General features: G+C 54.6%; 12 protein-coding genes. 6 read left to right on the top strand and 6 right to left on the bottom strand.

Annotation, left to right across the window (positions count from 1 at the left end; translation table 11 throughout):
• The first annotated feature begins 257 nt into the window (after positions 1–257).
• From NTU47_08255 to NTU47_08240, 4 genes are all read left to right on the top strand, one after another.
• Positions 258–3,200, top strand: coding sequence for a tetratricopeptide repeat protein (locus tag NTU47_08255; GenBank protein ID MCX6133789.1), 2,943 nt, complete (start codon positions 258–260; stop codon positions 3,198–3,200).
• A gap of 4 nt (positions 3,201–3,204) precedes the next feature.
• Positions 3,205–4,956: a hypothetical protein gene (locus tag NTU47_08250; GenBank protein ID MCX6133788.1), complete on the top strand. Its 1,752-nt coding sequence runs from the start codon at positions 3,205–3,207 to the stop codon at positions 4,954–4,956.
• A 59-nt stretch (positions 4,957–5,015) separates the two neighbouring features.
• Positions 5,016–5,717 carry an SPOR domain-containing protein gene (locus NTU47_08245; protein MCX6133787.1) on the top strand — a complete coding sequence of 234 codons (702 nt, stop codon included), beginning with the start codon at positions 5,016–5,018 and terminating at the stop codon, positions 5,715–5,717.
• A 118-nt stretch (positions 5,718–5,835) separates the two neighbouring features.
• Entirely contained in the window at positions 5,836–6,780 is a 945-nt protein-coding gene (locus NTU47_08240; protein MCX6133786.1) for a hypothetical protein, read from the top strand.
• Between the two features lie 15 nt (positions 6,781–6,795).
• Here NTU47_08240 and NTU47_08235 read toward each other — a convergent pair whose 3' ends face one another.
• The 6 genes from NTU47_08235 to NTU47_08210 are packed head-to-tail and all read right to left on the bottom strand — an operon-like array spanning position 6,796 to position 13,261.
• Positions 6,796–7,167, bottom strand: a complete 372-nt coding sequence (locus NTU47_08235; GenBank protein ID MCX6133785.1) for a hypothetical protein — start codon at positions 7,165–7,167, stop codon at positions 6,796–6,798.
• 25 nt (positions 7,168–7,192) lie between these two features.
• Positions 7,193–8,647 (bottom strand): undecaprenyl-phosphate glucose phosphotransferase, encoded by a 1,455-nt coding sequence (locus tag NTU47_08230; GenBank protein ID MCX6133784.1) that lies wholly within the window; start codon positions 8,645–8,647, stop codon positions 7,193–7,195.
• Between the two features lie 52 nt (positions 8,648–8,699).
• On the bottom strand, positions 8,700–9,305 hold the full coding sequence (locus NTU47_08225) for a D-sedoheptulose 7-phosphate isomerase (GenBank protein MCX6133783.1): 606 nt from the start codon (positions 9,303–9,305) through the stop codon (positions 8,700–8,702).
• A gap of 15 nt (positions 9,306–9,320) precedes the next feature.
• Positions 9,321–10,085: a geranylgeranylglyceryl/heptaprenylglyceryl phosphate synthase gene (locus tag NTU47_08220; GenBank protein ID MCX6133782.1), complete on the bottom strand. Its 765-nt coding sequence runs from the start codon at positions 10,083–10,085 to the stop codon at positions 9,321–9,323.
• A gap of 11 nt (positions 10,086–10,096) precedes the next feature.
• Positions 10,097–12,958: an alanine--tRNA ligase gene (gene alaS, locus NTU47_08215; GenBank protein ID MCX6133781.1), complete on the bottom strand. Its 2,862-nt coding sequence runs from the start codon at positions 12,956–12,958 to the stop codon at positions 10,097–10,099.
• Between the two features lie 24 nt (positions 12,959–12,982).
• Complete coding sequence (locus NTU47_08210) at positions 12,983–13,261, bottom strand: ATP-dependent Clp protease adaptor ClpS (protein ID MCX6133780.1); 279 nt, start codon at positions 13,259–13,261, stop codon at positions 12,983–12,985.
• Positions 13,262–14,262: 1,001 nt separating this feature from the next.
• Here NTU47_08210 and NTU47_08205 point away from each other — a divergent pair.
• Together NTU47_08205 and NTU47_08200 are read left to right on the top strand one after the other, a co-directional pair.
• Positions 14,263–24,663, top strand: coding sequence for a hypothetical protein (locus tag NTU47_08205; GenBank protein ID MCX6133779.1), 10,401 nt, complete (start codon positions 14,263–14,265; stop codon positions 24,661–24,663).
• The coding region (locus NTU47_08200; GenBank protein MCX6133778.1) for a hypothetical protein at positions 24,611–26,899 on the top strand (2,289 nt) is incomplete at its 3' end. The genes NTU47_08205 and NTU47_08200, both read left to right, overlap by 53 nt.

Raw genomic sequence — 26,899 nt, 5'->3', positions numbered from 1 at the left:
TTTTCCTGACTTCCTCGAAGAGCTGCCCGGGAAGCTCAGGATAATTGCGAAGTTCTTGACTTCTTTTGTCATTTCAGCTAAATTAGAGCGTTAAAAGAATCATCTCAAACTACACTTTAAGTTTGGAGGCCTAGGTGTTTGGAACGCCGAAGGTGGCAGATCAACATAAGCTGATGCTTCGTTTCTTGGCGTTTTTGTTCCTTTTTTCCGCTCTTGCGGTTGGGGTTAGTCAGAGGGTCTTTTCTCAGAATCTGCCTGTGCCCAATGCAAATATCGCGGAGGAGCAAGACTACGCATTTGCTCATGGTCTTTACAGGGACGGCCTCTTTCAGATTGCAGCGGAACAATTCGAAAAATTCGCGAGCAAACATCCCCAAAGCGTCAGAATTCAGGACGCACTGTTTCTTCGGGCCGACTGTTTCTTCCAACTTGAACAGTATCCGTCCGCTGCCCGCGAATTCACGAATTTCGTGAGTCAGTATCCAACGTCAATCCTTTCCGACAACGCCCGGTTTCGTCTTGGAGATACGTACGCGAAACTCAAGAGGAATCGGGATGCTGTGGAAGCCTACAAATCCATACTCGAGCATCCCAAAAATCCGTCTGTAGCCGGTGAAGCAGCATATTGGATCGGGGAGATCTATCTCAAGGATGAAGACCTCAACAACGCCCTGAAGTACTACACGCTCTCATTCGAAGGGTTTCCAGGAAACCGGCTCCAGGACTACGCAGCCTATTCCGCTGGATGGACGAATCAAAAGAAAGGGGACTACGCAAAAGCTGCAGAATGGTACAGGATCGTGATCGATAAACTGCCGCAGAGTTCTCTCGTATCTACATCGCGGGTCAAGGTGGGAGAGTGCTACTTTTACACGAAAGATTACACGCGGGCAATCGACGAACTCACATCGGCGAAAACGAGCATCGACTCGACCGTTCTCAGGGGTGAAGCCGATTACATCATCGGCGAATCGTACTACAATCTCGGTCAGTACGAGAAGGCGCAGAAACAATACGAATCATTTCTGAAGGAGTACCCCGGACATCATCTGATGAAGGAGGTTCAGTACGCGCTGGGGTGGACGCTCTTCAAGGAACGCCAGTTCGATTCCGCTGCGGAGACATTCGGAAAGCTCGGGAATGCCGGAGGTCAAATCGGTGCTGCCGCTCAGTACAGGAAAGGGGTAGCGGAGAAACTCGCTGGAAAGAAGGACGATGCACTCGCGACATTCACGGCACTCGCTCAAAGTGATCCGCGGGGAGAGAATGCCGATAACGCGCTCTATGACGCAGGGACGATTCTGTTCGAAGACAAAAAGCATGAACAGGCAAAATGGTATTTCAGCCGTGTCGTGAAAGGCTTCGACAGCAGCGATGTCATGGCAGATGCGTTCATGATGCTTGGGGAGTGCTACGTGGAAAGTTCGGCATTCGACTCAGCGAGGATATGCTTCGAGAAAGCGCTCTCTTTCAGCGGACTTTCATTCGAAACGAAGGTGACCTCCTCTTATCAGCTTGCCTGGAGCACGTTCAAGCTGAGGAAATCCAAAGAGGCGGCGGCGGGATTCTCAAGATTCATTGCTACGTATCCCGACCATCCCAAGTCATCCGAAGCGCTCTACTGGCTTGCCGAGTCAGAATACCAGGCCGGAGATTTTCGCGGCGCCCTGAAGCACTATCAGGCGATCGCCGCTATAACCAAGCATGCCCGGCGCGAAGAAGGAATGTACGGGATCGGATGGACCTACTTCAAGCTCGGCGATTTCTCCAAAGCGATTGAGTCGTTTGAAAAACTGATCATCGCCTATCCCTCGGGGAAATTCTCTTTCGATGCGCGACTGAGGCTGGGAGATTGTTACTTCCAGCTCAAGGACTACAAGAAAGCCGCCGGAGCATATCGGACCGTTGTGCGTCTCTTCCCAAAAAACGAAGGGGCGGACTACGCGCTGTATCAGCTGGGACAAACCTTCTATCGGTCGTCAGATCACGAGCAGGCTGCTGACCAGTTTAGCGCTCTCATCAAGGCATATCCAACATCAAATCTCGCTGACGATGCCCAGTATGCGCTGGGCTGGATGAAGTTTCAGCGCAAGGACTATCTCGCCGCAATCAAAGAGTTTCAGTCTGTTCTCACGAAGTATGCTGAAAGCGAACTTGTTCCCCGGGCATACTACAGCATAGGAGATTCGTACTACAATCTCAGGCAGTACGCGGCCGCAGAGAAATCGTACCGTGAAGTCCTCCAGCGCTTCCCCCGGAGCCCTCTTGCTGCCGACGCGTTGACGGGTGTGCAATACTGCCTCGTTGCACTGGGAAAGGGGAAAGAAGCTGTCGGAACGATCGACGCCTATGTCAAGGAAAACCCTACTTCTCCGAATGCCGAACAACTCGAAATGAAAAAGGCCGATCTCCTGCTAAGTCAGAAGCAGTTCAGCGACGCTGCGCAGGAGTACCGGAGTTTCGTGGCCCGCCATCCCAAATCAGCTCTTCGGGCCCAGGCTCTCTATGGGCTGGGGCGTGGTTTGCAGGAATCTGACAGCCTTATGGCGGCTGCGGGTGCGTATCTCTCTTCGGCGGATGTTGCGAATGTCCCGATCACAATCAAGGCCACTGCTCTTCTTGAGAGCGCGCGTATCTACTTGAAGCAGAAGGAATATGAACGGTCTTTCAATGTCCTCGACAGGGCTGACGCGGATCTGGTGAATACAGATTTCGCACCTCAGGCGGCGTATCTCCGCGGAGTGGTGTTTGTGGAGAATGGCGCAATGGATGACGCGAAAGCGAAATTCGAATATGTGATTTCGAAATTCCCCTCGACGATTGAGGCAGACAAGGCGCGGGTCGGGTTAGCGAGAATAGCGCTCAGCGCGAAAGACTATGTCGTCTCACAGGATCTCGCACAGAAGGCAGCGACAACCCGAACTGATGACGTTGGAGCTGAGGCGCAGTATCTGAGCGGACTTGCCTACGCACAGAGCGGTGACTTGCCGAATGCAATTACCGCGTTTCTCCGCGTCCGGTATGTCTTCCCTTCTCACGAAACCTGGGTTGCCAAGGCATATGTCGGGCTGGGACAGGCGTATGAGCAGATGAAGGAAGTGGGCAAGGCGAGGGAGTCGTACCAGCAGGTTTTGAAGATGTTGAAAAGCGGCGAAGACTACGACACGGCTTCACAACGATTGAAGATGCTGGGGCAATAGACCTATGACCAGACCATCTCTGAAAATCGTCGTTCTGTTCGTTGCGTGCGTTCTCTGGGCCGCTGCGCAGGAAAAACCGACACCGGCAGGCAAACCGCAGCAGGATCCCCGTGCGCTCGGAGTGACTGCACCCGACACGATGTTCAAGTCACCTGTTCGTGACAGCGCCGCAAAAGCCACCCAGGGATTGCCGAAGTTCGACCTGCCGGAATACGTCATTACCGGTGCCGTTTCGATTGATCTGCCTGACGTCGAGAAACAGGATCCAGTCGAACCGTTGCTCACGCTTGATCTGGTTAATCCGCTGGATGCAGCGCGTGATAGGGTTACTGTTGACTGTGCAACGGAGAAAGAAGCATGGGCTCCGGCCTCCCGCACGTCGCAGAATGGCAGGATACTCGCCGGCAGCGGAACATATTTCACATCGAACGTTGGTGTCTGGGTCAGCACTGTGAAACCGGGTTATTCGCTGTTCGGTGACGCAGGCTACGGTGTGTCGGGAGCATATGTCCCGTTTGCGAACCGTTCCGGCGGGCACGTCGACATCTTTGGCGGGATGACGCTGCGCGGCCCTTCAGACTTTCCCGGTGGCGCACGGTTGATCGGAGACCTGGGCTACGCGAATGATGTTTATCGTTTCTATGGATCCCCCTCGCCTGGTGTCACGCGAAGTGTTGCTCGGTTTCGCCTCAACGCTGGTCTCGAGTCGCCCCGGGATTTCCTGTACAACTATGGTGCACAGGCCGGCTTGCTGGTGGTGAACGTGGCTGATTCATCCGGCAGCAATACTGAAACGCAATTCAACCTGGGGTTCGAGTCTAATGTACTCGTGGGCTCGTTCCCGCTCGATGGGAAAATAGATCTTTCCCTCGCCTCCATCGCCGGTTCTGGTTCCGGCGCGCTGCCATATCTGCATGTGTCCCTCTTGACTCCGAAACACTGGTTCGGAGACATCTTTGTTCAGGGGTCTGTTCACTTGTATGTTACCCAGGGGATGCTGGGTCAGAAACTTGCCAGGGTCTATCCGAATGTGGAGGTTGGGTACAGAATTGTTGAGGGGTCAGTTCTAAGTGCGGCATATCGTGGAAAGGTCCAATTCAATACGCTTGCGAATCTGATTGAGACAAATCCATACCTGTCAGCAAGCTCGATCATCAGACAGTCTGACATTCCGCTCAACCTGAGTTTCGCTCTTGAAACTGATTGGAACGAGGTGTGGCGAACGAAGTTCTCCGCGCGGTTTCAATCGATTCGCGAGTATCCACTGTTCACGGAGGGAGGGCTCGGTCCCGTGATTCCGTTGTGGGGTGCTCCGGGTCACAGGGGAATTTGGGTGACGGACTATATTGGTACGACCGCGATTACGTCATACCAGGCAGAGGTATTTGCGAAGTTCGATGCAAATAGTTACTTTACCTTGTCGCTGGAGCTCAACACCTCGAAGAACTCGAAGACACAATGGGAGGTCCCGTACCTGCCTGAGGTACGATTGGGCGGAGGGTTCCTCATGGAAGTGCTCAGGGGACTTACGATTCATCCTACAGTCGCTTACGTGGGTCTTAGGGTGCCGGATCTGTACGAGCCATCGAAGTTGAAAGAGCATGTCGTCCTGGGAGTTCGCGGAGAGTATTCGGCGCTGAGGTTCTTGAATATATTCCTCGACATCCAGAACCTTACAGACTCGAAGTACGATGAATGGAATGGTTACAGGGCAGCACCGTTTGTCATGACGGCGGGAATTGGTCTCCGCTGGTAGCGACTCAGAGTGTGAGCAAGTGTCTTTTTCCTAACTCCCAAACCTAGGAGGGATTTTCAATGCCAGATCTTAACCTGCAAGATGAAGGACCGTTGGACAATCTGGAAGACTCGACAGGGCATGCCGAAGAAACCGGAGTGACTGACGAGGAAACAGCAAAGAAGGGGGGAGCCACCACGATAATTCTGGTTGTGCTTGCTGTTCTGATTGTCGGAGGAGGCGGGGCGTTTCTTCTTAACAAACTCGGCGTCATCAATCTCTTTGGTAAGAAGAAGGCGGCTCCCGCTGTTGTGCAGCTTCAGGAGCAGGCTGGTGCGGAACAAACCGAGGCAGCCACGCAGCCTGCTGATGCAGGGCAAACGCCGATGATCGAGACCCCACCGGTGGACCAGAAGGGGGCTCCGGCGGCAAAAAAAGAGGGAGAAAAAGCCGGTGCGAAGAAGGCAACGAAGGAAAAACCCCTCCAGCCGGTCAAAGAAATGCCTTCACCCGCGTCCGGCGGCAAGCTCGGGGAAATGAAGGGAGAATTTACGATCCAGGTTTCCGCGTGGCGTGATAAGGAAATCGCTCATGAGATCGTGAAACGTCTTGAAGATGCAGGATATCCGGCGTTCCAGGAAGAGCGTGCCTACAAAGATGGGACATGGTTCACGGTCCGCGTTGGACGGTACGCATCCCGGAAGGATGCGCAGAGTGCAGTGCAGAACTTTGCTGAGGAACTGAAGACCAGTTATTGGATCGACAGAACGCAGGCAAAGTAGATCGGGGTTACTGTTGAAACTGGCTACCTGCTTCATGAAGGCGCAACCTGAGGTTGCGCGTCGGAGGAGTGGGGTTCCTTTTGTTGGGTGGTTATGAAGCAGGAAGATGTGGAGCGCTATGTCGGATCTTTATCTTTACCTTCAGCGGACTCAATCGTGGTACGGCGCCGTTGAACTTGTCCAAAGTTATCGGAGAAACCTTCGGCGCGGACTGACGGTTTCGTTGATCTTCCATGTTCTCGTCCTTGGGATCTATTGGCTGTTCTTCTACGAGAGCCCGTCAAATTCAGCAAATCGTGAGGTACGCATCACGACCTATGAAGAGCTCGCTGTGAATCCGAGCATAGGCCAATCGGAATTCGGTCTCAAAGTCCATCCCGTCCTCGCTCGGAACGCTGAAAGCGGAGACGAACCAGTCCCTGCCCCCCGTCCCTCGAAGGGGTTCACCACCAGGATACCAAACGCGCGGCCAAGAGCCATGGGGATCGGCATTGGTGATCTCCCATCAGTCCTGCCGAACGACAAGATCAACGCGAACAGCCTCGCCGCCGTCGAAGAGAATTCTCAGTGGGATCGTAATGATGCGGTGGGTGGCAGCAACAATCGAAACGACAGGAACAATGTCCGGGGTGGACGCCCTGTGCTGGGCCGGGACGGCGATGTCCCGAGCGGCGCGGCATCGTCGGGAATCGGATCAGCGCCGAAACCTGCTCCCGGCATCTATGGCGATGGCGGCAGGGGAGGCACCGATTTCTACGGCGATGGGACTGGGGGTGGAATCGGCTACTCCATGAAATGGCTGCAGGGAGGCACGCGGCGAAAGCTCGCAGGAGATTTACCGAAATACCCGGCGGGATCCAAGGTCGAAGCGGAAATTCGTCTGTTTGCTGTGGTGATGCCTGACGGCACCATCGAGGCGATTACGCCAGCCCAGAAAGCCGATTCACGGCTTGAAGAAGCTGCTTTGAAAGAAGTACGGTTCTGGCGTTTCGAACCGCTGAAGACCTCGCAACCCCAGGTTAACCAAACGTGTGAGATTAGCTTCCTCTTCACACTGAAGTAGTTCCATCCGCCCGCCTCAGCCGTCCGTTCCCTTCTCGTCTTCCGGCCTGTCCTGGTTCTTTTCTTCGTGAACACCCTTGAGAAACAGATAATAGAAACCGATTTCGCCGAACGTGAGTATCAGAAGCGAGATCGTATCGCGGCTGATTTCCTTCCGCAAAATTCTCAGGAAGAGTGAATCGGTTTGGTGATAGTACCATTTGATGAAGAACTCGGGCGTGAACAACAGGTTGGTGAGCATCGTGGCAATCGTCCAGCCGACGGCAAACACGATTCCGACAAATGCGACGGCGAGAAGGCCTTCACTGAGGCCGCCCGATTTCTTCCTGGAGAAGAAGGCGAACGCGAGAGCGAAAAAGTGGAGTATGAAGATGAAGGCGGCTGCCATGGATGCATGCGTGTGGTGAGTGCTGCTAGTACGCGTCGGTTCCGAAAAGGACCGCACGAACAGTTTTCAAGATGATCTTCAGATCGAACACCAGCGACCAATTCTCAACGTAATACACGTCGTATCTGGTGCGTTCTTCAATAGGGGCGTTCCCCCGAAGCCCGTTCACCTGGGCCCAACCCGTAATACCTGTTTTTACGCGATGCCGATCGAGGTACTTTGGAATTTCTTTCTTGAATTGATCAACGAAGTGCTGACGTTCGGGGCGCGGCCCCACGATGCTCATATCACCTTTGAGTACGTTGACGAGTTGCGGAAGCTCGTCGAGACTGAACCTCCTGAGAAAAGATCCAACTCGGGTTTTTCGCGGATCGTTCTTTTGCGCCCAGACAGGCCCCGTCTGCTGTTCTGCGTTGACATGCATGGTTCTGAATTTTATCAACCGAAATGGTGTTCCGTCAAGGCCGACCCGCTCCTGGAGATAGAACACGGGTCCTTTGGAACCAAGTTTGATGAGGAGCGCGAGGAGACCGATCAAAGGGCTCGCGAGGATCAGGAATAGCAGCGATGCCCCTGCATCGAATGTCCTCTTGACGATGAGGTTCCATGTGGACAACGGGACAGCCTTGATTCTGATGAAGGGGATCCCGTGCAGTTCTTTGATCCGTACACGGCTGGTCATCAGCTCCAGCATGTCCGGGACCATCATGATTTCCGCGTTCAGTCCCTCGCAATCCCGGACGAGTTCATAAAGCTGCGGATGATCCTTGTACGTAAGCGAGACAAGAACAATATCGATTTCGTGTGTGCGGGAGTAATGAGGAACCTGCGACAGGTGGCCGAGGAAGTCAACTCCGCTCGTCTCCATATCATTCAGACCGTTGACAGAAAAGAAGCCGACAACACGGTATCCGAGTGCAGGGTTGAGTGTTATGCTGTCATAGATCTTTCGAGCCGTCGAGTTCGTACCGACGATGACAACCATCTTCAGGTCGTTTCCACTGGCGTACCAGAATTGTTCAAAACGAAGCACGAGGTATCGGGCGATCGAAATGAACAAGACTGCGAAGAATCCGAGCAATGCAAAGACCGCCCTGGAATATGAAAACGCCCGATAGAAAAATGCCGCGCTCATGACAACCAGCATCCCGAGGAAGACAAGCCGGACGATGGCGAAAAACTCGTCAGAGAAATACACATTTCTTCTCGCGTCATACATCCGCCGGGAGCTGAAGAGAAACAGCCAGGCGGGAATCACAACAAGGGAACCAAGGACGTAAGCGCCGAGCGTGGGAACGCCGAGAGTGACCGGGACGATTTCTGTAAAGGGAGACTGGAACCGAAGCCAGTACGAGAAGAGGAATGCGGCCTCGATGGAGAGCACGTCGGCGATAACCGTGATCAGGGGAATGAGGAAGTCTTTTCGAGGCTGGTGCGGCATTCTGGCGTTATAGTTGTCGTGGCGTGATGTGCCTGGCACAGTCAGCTGATCGCGTCGGTGACACTGCGCCTCAGCAGGGATAGCGAATCCTCTACCCGAACATCTCCTGCTCGACTTCCTGGAAAATGATGTGGCCGATCGTGATATGGCCCTCCTGGATCCTCTGTGTGTCCTGGGATGGAACGACAATTGCGAGGTCGACGAGGGCTTTCGATGCTCCGCCGTCTTTTCCGAGCATGCCGATTGTTACCATTCCCTTTTCCCGCGCTTTCTGAAATGCATTATTGATGCTCGCGGAGTTGCCGCTGGTGCTGATCCCGATGAGGATATCACCGGCATCGCCGAGGGCTTCCACTGATCGCGCGAACACATTGTCATAGCCGATATCATTTGCACCTGCCGTCAGGACCGAGGAATCGGCGGTCAGGGCGATAGCCGGGAGTGCAGCGCGCTTTAGGTTCGGGTTCAAGCGAATGACGAACTCGGTCGCAAGATGCTGGGCGTCCATTGCGCTCCCACCGTTACCGCACAGAAGTACTTTCTTTTTCTTGTTGAAGGCCTCGATAAGGAGATCGACGGCCTTCATGATCTCAGGGACGCACTGTTCGGCAATTCGTCCCTTCGTCTCCGCACTCTCCCTGAGAGAATCGAGGATGAATTTTTGCCGGTACACGAGCGTGAGCGGTAAATGCGCCATTGGTTGCCAGCCGATCTATGATGTTCGCTGAAGGCCTGATCCAACGTGGACGGCTTCGGCGAATTCTTTGATGAAGGAACGATGATTATTGAGTTCGGTGACAGTGCCGGTGACTACGAATGAAGCTCCCGCTTCGACTTTCTTGCGGGCCTCTTCCGGCGTTCGAATCCCGCCTCCCACGATAATCGGCAACGCACACCGGCGCGCGATTGTACCAAGCATGTCTTCAGAGACGGAATCACGCGCTCCGCTTCCCGCATCGAGGTAAAGCAGCTTCATCCCCATGATTTCCGCTGCGAGAGCGTGTGCGAGTGCGATGTCGGACTTGTCACGCGGAATGGGTTTCGTGTTGCTCATGAACTCCGCAGAAGTCGTATTGCCTGCTTCGATGAGCATGTAGCCTGTCGAGAGTGCCTCGAGTCCGCTCTTCCGGACAATCGGAGCTGCGAGAACCTGGTTGCCGATCAGGTAGTCGGGGTTCCGGCCGCTGATCAGAACAAGAAAAAGAATCGCATCTGCAATCGAAGAAACCTGCATGATGCTGCCGGGGAAGATGATCACGGGGGCAGAGGTGTTCTGTTTGATCGTCTTCAGATGGTCTTCAAAATCATTCGAGAGCATCAGGCTGCCGCCGACGAGAAACCCGTCGACACCTGCCTCGGTGGAATTCTTGATGAAAGAGGGGAGCATCGCCCGGTCGATCTTGTCCGGGTCGAGGAGGATGAAGTAGCCCGCGCCGCGTTCCTTCCGGATTTTCAACAATCGCTCGTATGTTGTCATTGCTCTCTCACTCACGATTTGACCAGCATCCCTTGGACTATCGATCCCGTCGCAGCAAGCGCTTCGGGGAGCTTCGAGGCATCCTTACCGCCGGCGGTGGCCAGGTGGGCTTTTCCGCCGCCGCCCCCGCCTAGGAGTTTGGCAACAGCGCCAACAATCTTGCCTGCTTCGAGCTTTTTGGCCCCGACGAGGTCGTCGGTGACGACACAGACAAGAGAAACCTTGTTGTCGATAACAGAGGCGAGGAGCCCTACCCCCTGGCCAAGCATCGATCGGAGGGCGTCGCCGAGGGATTTGAGCTCATCGAGCGAGCCGGCGTCGACCCTTGCGGCCACGAGCTTGATCCCCTCGATCACCTGAGCTCCGGAAACCAAGCCAGCAATCCCCTTCGATTGAGATTGCAGGCGGGACTTTGAGAGTCCCTTCTCGATCAGTTTCCGTTTTTCAGCAATATCGAGAATAAGTGACTCTACCGAATGCTGACGCCGTGCACGATTCTCGAACTGAGAACGAAGATCGACCGTGAAGTTCTGCGGCGTCTGGGGATTTGTCCTAAACGATGCGATGGACGTTTCGAAACCGGAAATTGTTTTGTCGACTTCCGCATGGCCGTGTTGTGATTCTCCAGCAGGTTGCCCGCCGAGGTCCCGAAGCTCCTGCACCTGGCCAGCAGCATAGTCCAGTCGGTCGGAGGCGCTTCGATCCTGGAGTTTCATCAGTTCGATAGCATGAGAACCGGTCACTGCTTCGATGCGCCGGACGCCGCTTGCCACGCTTCCTTCGGATGTGAACTTGAAATATCCGATGTCTTTCGCAGCATGGACGTGCGTTCCGCCGCAGAACTCTCTGCTGAAATCTCCGAATTCGACAACGTTGACCCGGTCGCCGTACTTATCGCCGAAAAACATCAACGCCCCCATTTTCTTTGCCTCGTCAAACGGGATGCTTCGATGGTGAGTCAGCGTGACGTTCTCCCGGATCTTCTCATTTACCAGAGCCTCGACGTCCGCGAGCTCCTGGTCGCTTACTTTTGAAAAATGCGAGAAATCGAACCGGAGGTATTCTGGTGCGACGAGCGAGCCCGCCTGGTGGACATGTGTTCCCAGGATTTTCCGGAGAGCGGCATGGACAAGGTGCGTAGCGGAATGATTACGCATGATCTCATTGCGGCGGTCGGTATCGATTCTCACGTTTACGATACGCCCTGCCGCGAGTGTGAGCGGAGACTCGAGAATATGAACATTCACGCTTCCGCTTTTCTGCGTATCGAGTACTTTTACTCTGACATCATCAATGGTAAGCTCGCCCTGGTCCCCCATCTGTCCTCCGGCCTCTCCGTAGAAGGGAGTGCGGTTGAGAACGAGAATGTTCTTCTGCGATGAGAGGACGGTGCTTTGGGCGTCGACATCGTCATATCCGGTGAATATGAACTCTCCTTCAAAGGCGGATGTGTCGAGAGCGCGCGCCAGAGCTTTCCCGCGCGCCAACTCAGCATCGGCGTTGCTCGTCGCTTGCCCGACTTTGGCCGCGGATTCCGGTTCGACCTGTGCCTCGGTGGAGCGCGAGCGCTTCCGCTGCTCTTCCATCAATTGAGTGAATGCACCGACATCGACTTTCAATCCCCGTTCGGCGGCAAGCAATTCCGTGAGGTCCAGCGGAAAACCAAATGTGTCATACAGCTTGAAGGCGTCTTCGCCGGGGAATCCTCTGGAGTGGCCGATGTGTTGAACGACCTGCTCGAAAATCTCGAGGCCGCGGTCGAGGGTTGCATTGAAACCTTCTTCCTCGCCCCGGATGATTTTCTGGATGTGGCTCTGCTTGTCTCCGAGCTCGGGGAAGATATCGGCCATCGTCTCGGCCAGGGTGGGGACCAGCTGATACAAAAAGGTCTCGTGCATCCCAAGATTCCGGCCGAACCGTGCAGCACGGCGGAGCAAACGGCGGAGAACATATCCGCGACCCTCGTTGGACGGGGTTGCTCCGTCGGCGATGGCGAATGTCAGCGCCCGGATGTGGTCAGCGAGCACCCGCATCGCCGTGTCGATATCGAACTGCTTCTGGTCGACACCGCTCAGCCGTCCGTCGTATCGTTGGTGTGTGATCTCGCTGATGCGCGTGATTAGAGGCATGAATACATCAGTGTCGTAATTCGAATCCTTGTTCTGCAGAACCGCACACATTCTCTCGAATCCCATCCCCGTGTCGACGTGCTTCGCGGGGAGGGGGTTGAGGACTCCCCGGGCATCCCTGTTGTACTGGATGAACACCAGGTTCCAGATTTCCATCACCTCGGGTAATCCGGCGTTCACCATCGGAGCGGTGGCATTCCCCTGTGGTGTCCTGTCAATGTGGATTTCGGAACAAGGGCCGCAGGGACCGGTCTCACCCATTTCCCAGAAATTGTCCTTCTCAGCGAACCGGAGGATGTGCGAGTGATCGATGTCAGTGACGGTTTTCCACAACTGCTCGGCTTCCCCGTCATCCTTGTACACTGTGGCCCACAGCCGGTCCTTGGGAAGTCCCCAGACCCCTGTGAGTAAGTCCCAGGCCCACTGAATTGCTTCCTTCTTGTAGTAGTCACCGAAGGACCAGTTCCCAAGCATCTCGAAAAAAGTATGGTGATAGGTATCCCTGCCGACTTCTTCGAGGTCGTTGTGCTTGCCGCTTACGCGAATGCACTTCTGCGTGTCTGCTGCTCTGGAGTAGGAACGCTTACCCTGACCCAAAAACACGTCCTTGAATTGATTCATGCCCGCGTTGGCGAAGAGCAGGGTGGGATCGTCGTAGGGAACTACCGGAGAGCTTGGCACAATCGCGTGCCCGCGCTCTGCAAAGAAGCTTAGAAAGCTGTGTCTGATTTCGGTGGAAGTCATGCCGTCTCTTTTAGGTGTCAATTCTCACATTTCAATCTGGGTATGAAGTCCGATTTCTTCAAGGACTCCTGAAACCTTCACGCATCGGTCCATCGGACCCTGGAACACTGCCGCCTTGCCGCTGTTGTGAACTTCGAGCGTAAGTGCTTCAGCCTTTGTGGAACCACAACCGAGTGCCTTGATAAGTTGACCGATGACTTCCTCAAAAGTGTGCACCTCGTCGTTGAAGAGGATCACCTTGGCAGGAGTCTGGATCGTTTCGTCGGTTTCAGACGTGACATTGAGTTCGGTCTGTTGGTTCACTACACGCAATCCTGAAGATTTTGAGCACAATAAATAACAAACAGATCAATAGTACTCAAAAATCGAATCGGATTCAAGAAATGCCTGAAGGACACGAAGAAATCAGAGAAAATAGGTTGTCAGCGCACAAAATCAAGCGGTTCCAGTGAAGCCCAGTGAATTCGCGATTGGGAGGAAGTGATTCTGAATCGACACGCACAATCCTAACAGAGGATCCGGCTCGCGATGGACGAATGCCACCAAAGTGAAAAATCACTTTTGGATGCCATCCCGGCAGAAGTGCCCTTCAATGACTTCGCGACGTTGACTATGATTTTCGACAGAACTCCGGTGACTAATAGGAGGTCTTGAGCGCAAGTCTGGGGGCGTTTTGAATCGTGGAGAACCTTACCGGGATAGGCCCGATGAACTACTGTTGATCTCTTACCCATTGATGATGAATCAGTTCGTTTTCGCTTCGTTGCTTAGTAAGGACGCGATCGAAGATGAAGTGGGCTCTTCTGCTAATTGACTTTGACCTCCGAGGCAATCTTCCCGGTTCTTCTCTTGAAACGCTGCAGCATATGCTTCTCGATCGACTCTGAAACGAGAATCAGCGCGCCTAATTTCAAATCCAGCAGCCATTCTCAACTGTGAGAATAGCGTCGGGCTGAAGTTGTCGAATTCACCCCATTTTCCGCACTTTGACTTCATTCAAGTGTCTCATTTTATCTAAGGGTGAGACCGTAATCACACACGTTTATCAACGTATTCTCTAAACTACGGTGTGCAAGCGATTGATTGTCAATCCCTTAACAGTGAAGTTGTTGTCAGAGCAACGTGTGAAAACCGAACCCAATTACTTCGGAGAATCTCTACAGACCAACGTAATGCGTCGGTGGCTGTTGCTGCGAAAACTAACTTCAACGTCGCCGGCACAATAGCGGTGAATGCAGTCTGAGTACCAAAAGGGAAATGCTCAATACGATATCACATATCGATCCAAGGGTTAGCTCACGCTCGTGAGTCAGGACAAACACATATCGCTACTTAAGAGGTGCCTGCAGGTATCGGCGCATTGGTTTGTGCGGTTGTTCACGCTGCTGACGTTCCTCACGCTTGTCGGGAGCTCTTCGGCTCATGCGGGTACTGTGACCACGGGCGGCACTGGCGCATGGAGCTCTACAACTCCAAATGCTCCATGGCCAGGTGGGGTTATTCCAGCTACCACGGACGACATCATCATAGGGGCAGGATTTACACTTACCGTCGATGGCGACCGGACGTGCAACTCGATGACCGTCGGAAATGGATCAACGCTCGCTGTCAATTCTGGTTTCCTCTTGACAGTGACGGCTTCCATTTCATTCCCAAATCTCGCGACAGGTGCTGCCACAGGCACGCTAAGCGGGGCTGGGTCAATCACCGCAGCCACTCTGGACGTTGGGGGCACGACGACTCCAACAGGTGCTGGCACCATAACGGTCTCATCAAGCGTCACGTCGCTGACCGTTTCGGGAAACCTCACACTGACGTCGCTGAGACCCGCTGCGCTCGCCAACAATCCGACGTTCAATCATGGTTCCGGAGCCATAACGATCAACGGCTCTCTTGCATCGGTCACTGCGGCTAATGCAGGCAGCACCACTCTGTATAGTCTCAACACTGGCGCTGGAACTGGAACACTTGTTCTTGCAGGTGCTACTCCCATTACAACTTCGGGGAATGCTGGTGTTCCGACTTTCACATTTAGTGGGACGGGTTCGACTGTAAACTACAGCTATGCAGGGGCGCAAACGGTGCGGGATGTTGCCTATCGGAATCTCATAACCTCAGGATCGGGAACAAAGGCATGGACCGAGTTAGCAGCGAGGATCGTGGGAGGTAATCTCACGGTTGGTGATGGTACGACGTTGAGCATTGCCGGGGCCTTTGCATGGACTGTCACAGGAGCAACCACGATCGGCACTGGAACAAGTGGCACACTGAGCATAACTAATGCTACAGGCACAAAGACCTTCACAGGTGCTGTGACGATCAGTAGTGGTGGTGATATAACAGAGACTGCGGCTGCCACGCTATCATTTGGCTCGGATGTTTCTATCAACGGCACGTTAGCGGAATTTGGGGCTGCAGTTGTCAGTATCGCCGGAAGTCTCGCGAATAATGGAACGTATACCGCCAGCACTGGTGTGCATACATTTTCGGGAGCAACGAAGACCATCAGTGGGACGACTGCTGTGTCTATACCGAGCGTCACCGTTAGCGGCACGTACACAAACAATGGGACATTGACGGTTGGCACTGCACTTTCGGGAGCAGGCACACTGACCAACGGTGCGACGGGTACACTGAATATCGGAGGGACCTCCGGTATCACGACGCTCACTGCAAACGCAAGTGGCAATCAGGTCAACTACAATGGAACCGGTTCGCAGACGATCAAGCCGACCGATTATTCCAACCTTGGTATCGCCGGTGCGCGGACTACCAACAGCGTCACGATCGCGGGAGCGCTCGGCGTTGCCGGTACGCTCACAAACTCCGCAAGCTTCACCTCGGGCAACTATGTGCTGACGGGCAGCACCATCACGTTCAATGGAAGTGGTGGGCAGACAGTGCCGTCGTTGAATGGTTCTTCATTCTCCAACCTGACACTTTCCGGAAGCGGAACGAAGACCTTTGCGGCTGCAACGAGTATTCTTGGGACTCTGTCAATCAGTGCGGGGGTGGTAGCAGATCTGGGCACCTTCACTTCCACAGCAACAGCGCTAACGCTTGGTGGGGCTGGCCAAGTTGGTGGAACTTGGGGAAGCACTTCTTCCAGCGCAGCCAATCCAAATGATGTCTACTTTGCGGCAACAACCGGCATTGTGGATGTCTCCGGCGAACTCGATACGTGGTTGGGGGGTACTTCAACAGATTGGAGTTCCGCATCTAACTGGTCTGTAGGAGTACCGACATCTTCATCAAGTGTCGTGATACCGAGCGGAGGTAATCAACCGGCCATAGGTAATGGTGTAACTGCTGACAGCAAAAACATCACTGTTAATTCCGGCGCAACGCTGACAAATAATGGCACGCTGACTGTGGTGGCTGCACTGTCGGGGACAGGCACACTGACCAACGCCGCAACGGGCACACTGAACATCGGTGGGACGTCCGCTATCACGACGCTGACTGCTTCCGCTGTGGGCAACACGGTCAACTACACCGGCGCTGCGCAAACCGTTCACAATAACGCCTATCATCATCTTAGCTTAAGCGGAAGCCTGGCAAAGACCATGACGGGCATAACGACTGTGGCCGGTAACTTCACGATGAGCGGTTCGGCCAGTACTACGGGCATGGTAGTTACCACGATCGGCGGTTACGTGGACTTGAGCGGTACTGCTACAGCTACAACTGGAGCCAACCTGGCAGTTACAGGCAGTGTTGCCATACACACTGGCGCGAGTTTATCTATCGGTGCATTTACCTTCTCCGTCACATCAACTACCACTGTCGATGCAGGCGGATCGCTGATCTTCACCTCGGCCACAAACCCCGGAAAAACTTTCACTGGTGATGTGTTGGTGAACGGCGTTTGGAATGAACAAGCGGCTATCACTCCAACGTTCGCCGGCAATTTCACCAACAACGCTACGACGTGGACAGCGAGCACGGGAGCGCACACGTTCAGCGGCACAGCCAAAGTTATCAGCGGCACTACTGCCAGCATCATCCCAAGCGTCAGCGTCTCCGGAACGATTGCGAACTCGAACACTCTGACGGTCGCAACCTTGCTTACTGTTGGTGGCACCCTGACCAACAACGGCACCGTTACGGCCACCACAGCATTGAGTGGTGTGGGTGGACTGACGAATGCTGCAACGGGCACGTTAAATATCGGTGGGACCTCCGCCATCACGACACTGTCGGCTGCCGCTGTGGGCAATACCGTGAACTACACCGGCGCTGCGCAGACGGTGCATAGCAATAATTATGATATTCTCACGCTTTCAGGTAGTGGTGTGAAGACGTTGCAGGCGGGCATGACGACCGTCGGCGGCAACCTGACGCTGAGCGGAACCGCATCGGCGACAACGGTCGTCGGCTTGTCTATCAGCGGCAATCTCAGCATTGGGAGTGGCACGACGTTCGCTACCGGCGCAACCTTCACATTGGGGGTCACAGGAACGACATCAGTTACGGGAACATTTACACTTGCAGGTACTGGTGCAAAGACGTTCACAGGCGATGTCACTATTAATCCTGGTGGCGTTTGGAATGAAACTGGCGTTGCGGCTTTTGGTATTGCCGGAAACTTCACGAACAATGCAACGACCTTCACCGCCAGCACGGGCGTGCATACCTTCAGCGGTGCATCCAAAGTCATCAGCGGCACCACCGCCAGCGCCATCCCAAGCGTCAGCATCTCCGGAACGATTGCGAACTCGAACACTTTGACGGTCGCAACCTTGCTTACGGTTGATGGCACCTTGACCAACAACGGCACCGTCACGGCTACCACTGCCCTAAGCGGTTTGGGTGAGCTGACGAATGCTGCGACGGGCACACTGAACATCGGCGCCGCCTCCGCCATCACAACACTAACGGCAACCGCTGTGGGCAATACCGTGAACTACACCGGAGTGGCGCAAACCGTTCACGTCAATGACTACTGGCATTTGACCTTCTCCGGCAGCGGCGTGAAGACCCTGAACGCAGGAATCACGACTATCAGCGGAAACCTGACGTTTGCAGGGACAGCCACGGCTACCGGCCTTGTTGGACTGACGATTGGTGGCAATGTCATCCTCGGGGTGGGGACTACTTTCACCAGCGGTGCATTCACGCACAACGTCGCCGGCAACTGGACGAACAACGGTGGCACGTTCACTGCAGGAGCGGGCACAATCAATTTCAACGGAACAGGAGCACAGGCAGTCAACGGAACGGCGGCGGCGCAGACATTCTTTAACCTGACCATTAACAAAACGGCAGCGACGCTGCTGAGTGCCGGTGGCAGCACGACGACGATCACTGTCAGTGGCGCGCTCACAGAGACTCAGGGCGATTTCACGCCGCCTGCAACCTTGAACGTGACGGGATCTGTGACGCTGACGGCAGGTACTTTCTCGGCGGGAACGAATGTCAATGTGGGTGGTGACTGGACGAACAATGGCGGGACGTTCAACGCCAACACGTCGACGGTCACTTTTAGCGGTGCTGGGAATGCTTCGATCATTGTCAACTCCGGCACTCTTACGTTCAATAATCTGATTGCTTCGAAGACCGCGGCTACCGATGTCCTCACGCTTACGGCCAATGTGTCGGTTGTTGGCAATCTCAGTGTTTCAACTGGCGTATTCGATATTGGGACATTCATCGCCGATCGCACTGCACCCGGTGGAACGCTGACCGTTTCCAACCTCGCCACGCTGCGGATCGGCGGAACAAATACCATGCCGGGCAACTATACCACACATACTTTTGGTGCCACGAGTACCATTGAGTATAACGGCGCAGCTCAGGCGGTATCAAGCGAAAACTACGCCGGTCACCTGACCCTGTCTGGCTCTGGAATCAAGACCCTGCAAACGGGCACGACCACTATCGGCGGCAATCTCACGCTAACGGGAACAGTGTCAACAACAACGGTCGTTGGTCTGACGATTACAGGCAATCTTTCGATCGGGAATGGGACCACGTTCACTGCGGCTGGCTTTGCACTGACTGTGACGGGAACATCGACTGTTGGCGCAGGCACGAGCGGAAACCTGACGATTTCCTCTGCCACGGGTGCCAAGCGGTTTACAGGACTTGTCAGTGTTTCGGCCGGCGGCACGTGGGACAATTCCGGTGATTCGCCAATCGAATTTCGGGGCGGGATAACAAAGAACGCCGCCGGTACATTCACTGCCGGAGCAGGAGTACACACGTTTACCACGAATGCTCAGGTGCTGAACGGGGTATTCACGATTCCGAGTGTCACTGTCACGACGATCACGGTGACAAACAATGGGACCCTCACAGTTGGGACTGCCCTCTCGGGCACAGGCGGATTGACAAATGCTGCGACCGGTACGCTCAATCTCGGCGGAACCTCCGGTATCACCACCATGACGTCAACCGCCGTCGGAAACCTCGTCAACTACACTGGCACTGGCCAGACACTGAAAGTGACGGCTTATCATCATCTCACTTTGAGCGGCGGAGCAGAAACCTTTGGAGCAATCACCACGATTGGTGGAAACCTGGCTTTAAGCGGTACTGCAGCGGCGACTACCGGAGCCAACCTGGCAGTGACGGGTGCTTTGCTTGTTCAGTCAGGCACGAGTTTGAGTACTGGCGCATTCACTCTCTCTGTTGGATCAACGACCACTGTTGATGCGGGCGGATCACTGATCTTCACCTCGGCCACCAACCCCGGGAAGACGTTCACTGGTGATGTGCTGCTGAATGGCGTGTGGAATGAACAAGCGGCTGTGACTCCATCGTTTGCCGGTAGCTTCACAAACAATGCAACGACCTTCACTACCAGCACCGGTGTGCATACCTTTAGCGGTGCATCGAAGACGTTAAGCGGGACAACGGCCACTGTGATTCCATCAGCGACATTCACGGGCACCTATACGAACAGTGGAACATTAACATGTGCAACTGCACTTTCGGGAGCAGGCACGCTGACCAACGGTGCGACGGGTACGCTGAGTATCGGAGGGACCTCCGGTATCACGACGCTCATTGCAAGCGCAAGTGGCAATCAGGTCAACTACAATGGAACCGGTGCGCAGACGATCGCATCGGCCGATTATTACAATCTTGCTATTTCCGGTGCAAGAACCACCAACAGTGTCACGATCGCCGGAGCGGTCGGCGTTGCCGGTACGCTCACAAACTCTGCGTCCTTCACCTCAGGTGACTTTGTGCTGACGGGCAGCACGATCACGTTCAATGGAAGTGGCGGGCAGACAGTACCGTCGTTGAATGGTGCTTCATTCTCCAACCTGACACTTTCCGGAAGCGGAACGAAGACGTTTGCGGCTGCAACCAGTATTCTTGGGACTCTGTCAGTCAGCGGGGCGGTAGCTGATTTGGGCGCATTCACTTCCACAGCAACAGCGCTAACGCTTGGTGGGGCTGGCCAAGTTGGTGGAACTTGGGGAAGCACTTCTTCCACCGCAGCCAATCAAAATGATGTCTACTTTGCTCCGACAACGGGCATTTTGGATGTCGCCGGCCAACTGGATTCATGGCTGGGGGGTACTTCAACAGACTGGAGCACCGGAGCTAACTGGTCTGCAGGAGTACCGACATCTTCATCAAGTGTTGTAATACCGAGCGGAGGTAATCAACCGGCCATAGGCAATGGTGTAACCGCTGACAGCAAAAACATTACTGTCAATTCCGGCGCAACGCTGACCAATAGTGGTACGCTGACCGTGGTGACTTCACTGTCGGGGTCAGGCACACTGACCAACGCTGCAACGGGCACACTGAACATCGGTGGGACGTCCGCCATCACAACGCTGACAGCAACTGCGGTCGGCAATACCGTCAACTATTCCGGGACCGGCCAAACGTTGAAGGTGACCGCTTATCATCACCTCTCCTTGACTGGCGGTGCAGAAACCTTCGGCGCAATCACAACGATTGGCGGGAACCTGAGTTTGAGCGGTTCTGCTACAGCGACCACCGGGGCCAATCTCACCGTCAGCGGCAATCTCAATGTTGGAGACGGCACCACGTTCACTGCGGCTGGATTTGCACTGACTGTGTCTGGGACGACGACAGTTGGCGCAGGAACAAGCGGATCGCTGGCAATATCTTCAGCGACGGGGACCAAGACATTCACAGGTGCGGTGACGATCAATAGCGGCGGCGCCCTCACAGAGACTGCGGCCGCGACGCTATCGTTTGGTTCGGATGTTACAGTCAACGCCGGTGGCACATTGACGGAGTCCGGTGCTGCAGTCGTTGGCATTGCCGGGAGTCTCACGAACAACGGAACATACACCGCCAGCACAGGTGTGCACACGTTATCGGGAGCAACGAAGACCATCAGTGGGACGACAGCTGTTTCCATACCGAGCATCACAGTCAGCGGCACGTACACGAACAACGGGACATTGACTGTCGGCACTGCTCTTGCTGGAGGCGGCAGCTTGACAAACGCCGGTACACTGAACATTGGCGGGACTTCCTCAATTACCACGCTGACTAATTCAGGAACAGCGACCATCACCGGCGCTGGAGCGATTTCCACCGTGCCCGCCAACTTCACCAACACCGGCACGCTGAATCTCAACGGGTCAGGCACCATTGCCGGCATTACGAACAACGCCAGCGGAATAGTAAACCTTGCCAGCTCTGGTACAATTACCAGTTTTATCAACGCAACTGCGACGAGTGCGCTCAACATCAGCGCCTCTCCCGTGCCTGCGATCACCACGCTCACGGCAACTGCTGCCGGCAATACCGTAAAATACAATAGCACGACAGGGGCACAGACAATAAAGGGAACTACCTATTCCAACCTCACAATAGACAAGTTGGGACAAATAGGGACGCTTGGGGCTGCAACAACAATCAGTGGCGACTTGTCTCTGCTGAACGGCACGCTTGCCGACGGTGGATTCCAGATCACAGGCAACGTGGCAGGAACTTTGAGTGTCGCAGCGGGAGCAACCCTTCAGATCGGTGCAGGGACTGCAACCATAACCTCGTTCCCTACACTCTTTACTACAGCCCACATTACGTTAAATGCGACCTCAACCGTAAATTACAGTACGATCACCAATCCACAGAACGTGGCAGGCAGCGTGGCAGGTGCAGGTCCTTCGACCTATGGTCATTTAACAATAACGGGAGCCACAGGAACAAAGACTCTGACAAGTGCGATTACGGTCGCTGGCAATCTTACCATAGCAACCGCCGGTGAGATCTTGGCCGACGGCGGAAATACGATTACGGTCAATGGTAATGTTACAAACAACGGCACACACTCAGGAGCGGGTAACATCACCTTGACAGGCGGCGGCAGTGCGCATGCCGTATCGGGAGGAACGAGCACTTTTGGTACCCTGATACTGGATGATGCCGCGAATGGTGCTACCATGACCGGCACCGGGACAACAACGGTGGGCACACTTACAGTAACGTCCGGCATCTTGACGTTGAATGCATTCACTACCGGGTTGACTGTCAGCGGGGCCACCGGTGTAACCGGGACGATCAATATCAATTCAATCACGGGCACGAAAACCTTCACAGGGCTGGTGACAATCAATCCGCTCGGCGCGTGGACGAACACAGCGGCAAATTCGCCTGTCACGTTCGCAGGTGGTATCACGAACAATGGGACGTTCAGTGCCGGCACGGGCGGACTGACGAATGCCGGAACTGGCATACTGAACATTGGCGGGACTTCCTCAATTACCACGCTGACTAATTCAGGAACAGCGACCATCACGGGCGCTGGAGCGATTTCCACCGTGCTCGCCAACTTCACCAACACTGGCACGCTCAATCTCAACGGGTCGGGTGCGTTAACTGGCATCACGAACAACGCCAGCGGCATCATCAACCTCGCCAGCTCCGGCACGATCACGAGTCTTACCAACGCTACTGCAACGAGCACCCTGAATATCAGCGCCGCTCCCGTGCCTGCGATCACCACGCTCACAGCAACCGCGGCCGGAAACGCGGTGTACTACAACAGCACAACGGGAGCACAAACGATAAAGGGAACTACCTATTCCAACCTCACCATAGACAAGTTGGGACAAGCAGGGACGCTTGGGGCCGCAACAACGATCAGCAACAACTTGTCTGTTCTGAACGGGACGCTTGCGGATGGCGGATTCCAGATCACAGGGAATGGAACAGGAACCCTGACTGTCGCCGCTGGAGCAACGCTTCAGATTGGTGCAGGAGTTGCGAATGCAGAAACGTTCCCAACACTCTTTATTACTGCCAATACCACGTTAGCTGCTGCCTCCACGGTTATCTATAATTCTACCAGTGCCATGACGGTGGCGGGAAGCGTTGCAGGTGCGGGTCCTTCAACTTATGGGAATCTCACGTTATCAGGCGCGAGCACAAAAACAGCGGCTGCCGCGATTACCGTTGCCGGTAATCTTACCATTAATGCGGGCACTTTCGCCGATGGCGGATTCCAGATCACGGGTAACGGAACGGGAACCCTGAATGTCGCCGGAGGAGCGACGCTTCAGATAGGTGCAGGAGCTGCGAATACAGAAACGTTCCCGACTCTTTATCCTGCTGCCAATATCACGTTGCCTGCCACGTCCACCGTCGTTTACAATTCTACAAGTGCCATGACGGTGGCTGCGGGAAGCAGCGCAGGGTATGGCCATCTTACCTTATCAGGTGCCAGCACAAAAACAGCGGCTTCTGCATTTACCGTTGCCGGCAATCTTACCATCAATGCAGGTGTTTTTGCCGATGGCGGAAATACAATTACGGTAAATGGTAATGTTACAAATAGCGGCACGCACTCAGGAGCGGGTAACATCACGTTGGCGGGTGGTGGTGGTGCGCATGCCGTATCGGGAGGCACAAGCACTTTCGGCACCCTGATACTGGATGATGCCGCGAATGGTGCTACCATGACCGGCACTGGGACGACAACTGTGGGCACACTTACAGTGACGTCCGGCACCTTGACGCTGAATGCATTCACAACCGGGTTGACTGTCAGCGGGGCGACCGGTGTAACCGGGACGATTGCCATAAATTCAGTCACAGGGACGAAGACCTTCACAGGGCTGGTGACGATCAATGCCCCCGGCGCGTGGACCAACACAGCGGCGAATTCGCCCGTCACGCTCGGAGGTGGTATCACGAACAACGGGTCGTTCAGCGCCGGTACGGGTGTGTATACGTTTGCCACCAACGCCCAGGCATTGAATGGCACGTTCTCGATCCCGAATGTTACTGTCACGGCGATCACACTGACGAACAACGGGGCACTCACGGTAGGGACTGCGTTGGCAGGCACTGGCGCACTGACGAATGCCGGAACAGGTACACTGAACATCGGTGGGACGTCCGCCATCACAGCGCTGACAGCGAATGCGGTCGGCAATACCGTCAACTATACCGGGACCGGCCAAACGTTGAAGGTGACTCCTTATCATCACCTCTCCTTGACTGGCGGTGCAGAAACCTTCGGCGCAATCACAACGATTGCTGGAAATCTAGCTCTAATCGGATCTGCTACGGCAACCACCGGAGCCAATTTAACTGTCAGTGGCAATCTCAATATCGGCAGTGGAACGACGTTCGCAACTGGCGCGACCTTCACATTGGGTGTCACGGGAACCACATCAATTACCGGGACATTCACACTGGCGGGTACAGGTGCAAAGGTTCACAGGCGATGTTACGATGAATGCCGGTGGTGTCTGGAATGAAACCGGTATTGCGGCTTTTAGTATCGCAGGCAATTTCACGAACAACGGCACTACGTTCACCGCCAGCACGGGTGTGCATACCTTCAGCGGTGGTGCGAAGACGTTAAGTGGGTCAACTGCCATAGTGATTCCATCAGCGGCATTCACAGGTGACTATACTAATAGTGGAACACTGACATGTGCAACTGCACTTTCGGGAGCAGGCCAAATAACCAACGATGCGACGGGGACTCTGAACGTCGGTGGGACTTCCGCTATCACGGCGCTGGTCGCGGGCGCGGTCGGGAACACGGTCAATTACACAGGTGCGGCCCAGATCGTCCATAACAACGATTACCATCACCTCGCCTTGAGCGGCAGCGGGGCGAAGACACTGCAGGCGGGCACCGCGACAATCGGCGGGAACCTGACATTAAGCGGGACAGCGACAACAACGACAGTCGCTGCATTGATGGTTTCAGGCAACCTTTCAGTTGGCAATGGAACCACGTTCACAGCGGCAGGCTTTGCCCTGACGGTGACAGGAACGACAACAGTCGGTGCAGGGGCAAGCGGCATGCTGACGATATCCTCTGCTGCAGGTGCTAAACAATTTGTCGGACTTGTAAGTGTCTCTGCAGGCGGCACATGGAACAACTCCGGGAATTCACCAATCGAGTTACAGGGGGGACTGACAAACGATGCTACCGGCACCTTCACTGCCGGCACGGGTGCGTACACATTTACCACGAATGCTCAGGCACTGAACGGGACATTCTCGATCCCGAGTATTACCGTCACGACGATTACGTTGACGAACAACGGCACGCTTACGGTAGGGACCGCATTGACGGGCACAGGCGGACTGACGAATGCCGGGACCGGCACATTGAACCTCGGAGGTAGTTCGGCGATTACAACCCTCACAGCGAACGCGGGAGGGAACACGGTTAACTTCAACGGAACTGGTGCGCAAACCGTCAAAGGCGTCACGTATAGTAATCTCACCATCAACAAGGCCACCGGCACAGCAACGCTCGGCGGCGCCGTCACTGCCACCGCCTTCACCATGACCGCTGGTACCCTCGATCCCGGTTCCTTTTTGCTTACAGCTACCACTTCTTCAACCCTGACCGCGGGGACACTGAAAGTCGGGGCCACAACCTGGGGAGGCAACTACTCATTTGCCCCGACAATCCCGAGTGGATTCACAGTTGACTATTACAACGGAAGTCAGGCCATTGAAACCTATACCTATTATGATCTCATCCTTTCAGGAAGTGGTACAAAGACATTTGCTGCATCAACGACGATAAGCAATAATCTGTCAATCACTGGAACAGCTATTGCTGATCTGGGCCCTAATCCTAACAGTCAAACCTCTTCTGCCTTGACCCTCGGAGGCACCGGTCAGGTTGCTGGCACGTGGGGAGGAACAGGTTCGGGTGCTACAAACATTAACACAACTTATTTTGCGCCTAATTCTGGTCAACTGACTGTCGGCTCATCCTCAATTTCGGCTACCTGGACCGGAGCGACCAACACCGTTTGGGCCACCGCTACCAACTGGAGTTCCGGCTCAGTTCCTGATGCTTCGACAAATGTTTCAATTCCCTCAACAGCTAATCAACCAACGATTGGGGCAAACGCAGTATGTAATAATCTCGGTATCCTTTCGGGTGCCACACTGACCGTGGGAGGATTTACTCTTACAGTTTCAGGAGCTACAACGGTTGCCGGCACACTCACATTGTCATCTGCCACTGGAACAAAGACCTTCACTGGGGCAGTCACGATCAGTAGCGGCGGCACTTTGACAGAAAACAGTTTTGCCGCCACGCTCGCATTTGGTTCGGATGTCGTCATCAACTCTGGCGGTACGTTGACGGAGTCTGGCGCTGCAGTCGTGGGTGTTGCCGGAAGTCTCACGAACAACGGAACGTACACCGCCAGCACGGGTGTGCATACTTTTTCAGGAACGACACAAACCATCAGCGGAACGAACGCTATTTCCATACCGAGCGTCACAGCCAGTGGCACGTACACGAACAACGGCACCTTGACCGTCGGCACAGCGCTTGCGGGTGCTGGAGCGCTGACACAAGGTGCAACCGGTATTCTCAACCTGGGCGGAACTTCAATTATTACCACTCTTACTGCAACTGCTTCAGGTAACACTGTCAACTACACTGGCGCTGCGCAGACTGTGCATGTCAACACCGACTGGACCCTGACAGTCTCCGGGTCCGCCGCCAAG

This window comes from Ignavibacteriales bacterium (assembly GCA_026390595.1).
GTDB lineage: Bacteria > Bacteroidota > Ignavibacteria > UBA10030 > UBA10030 > UBA9647.
This window is presented reverse-complemented; position numbering and strand designations above follow the sequence as displayed.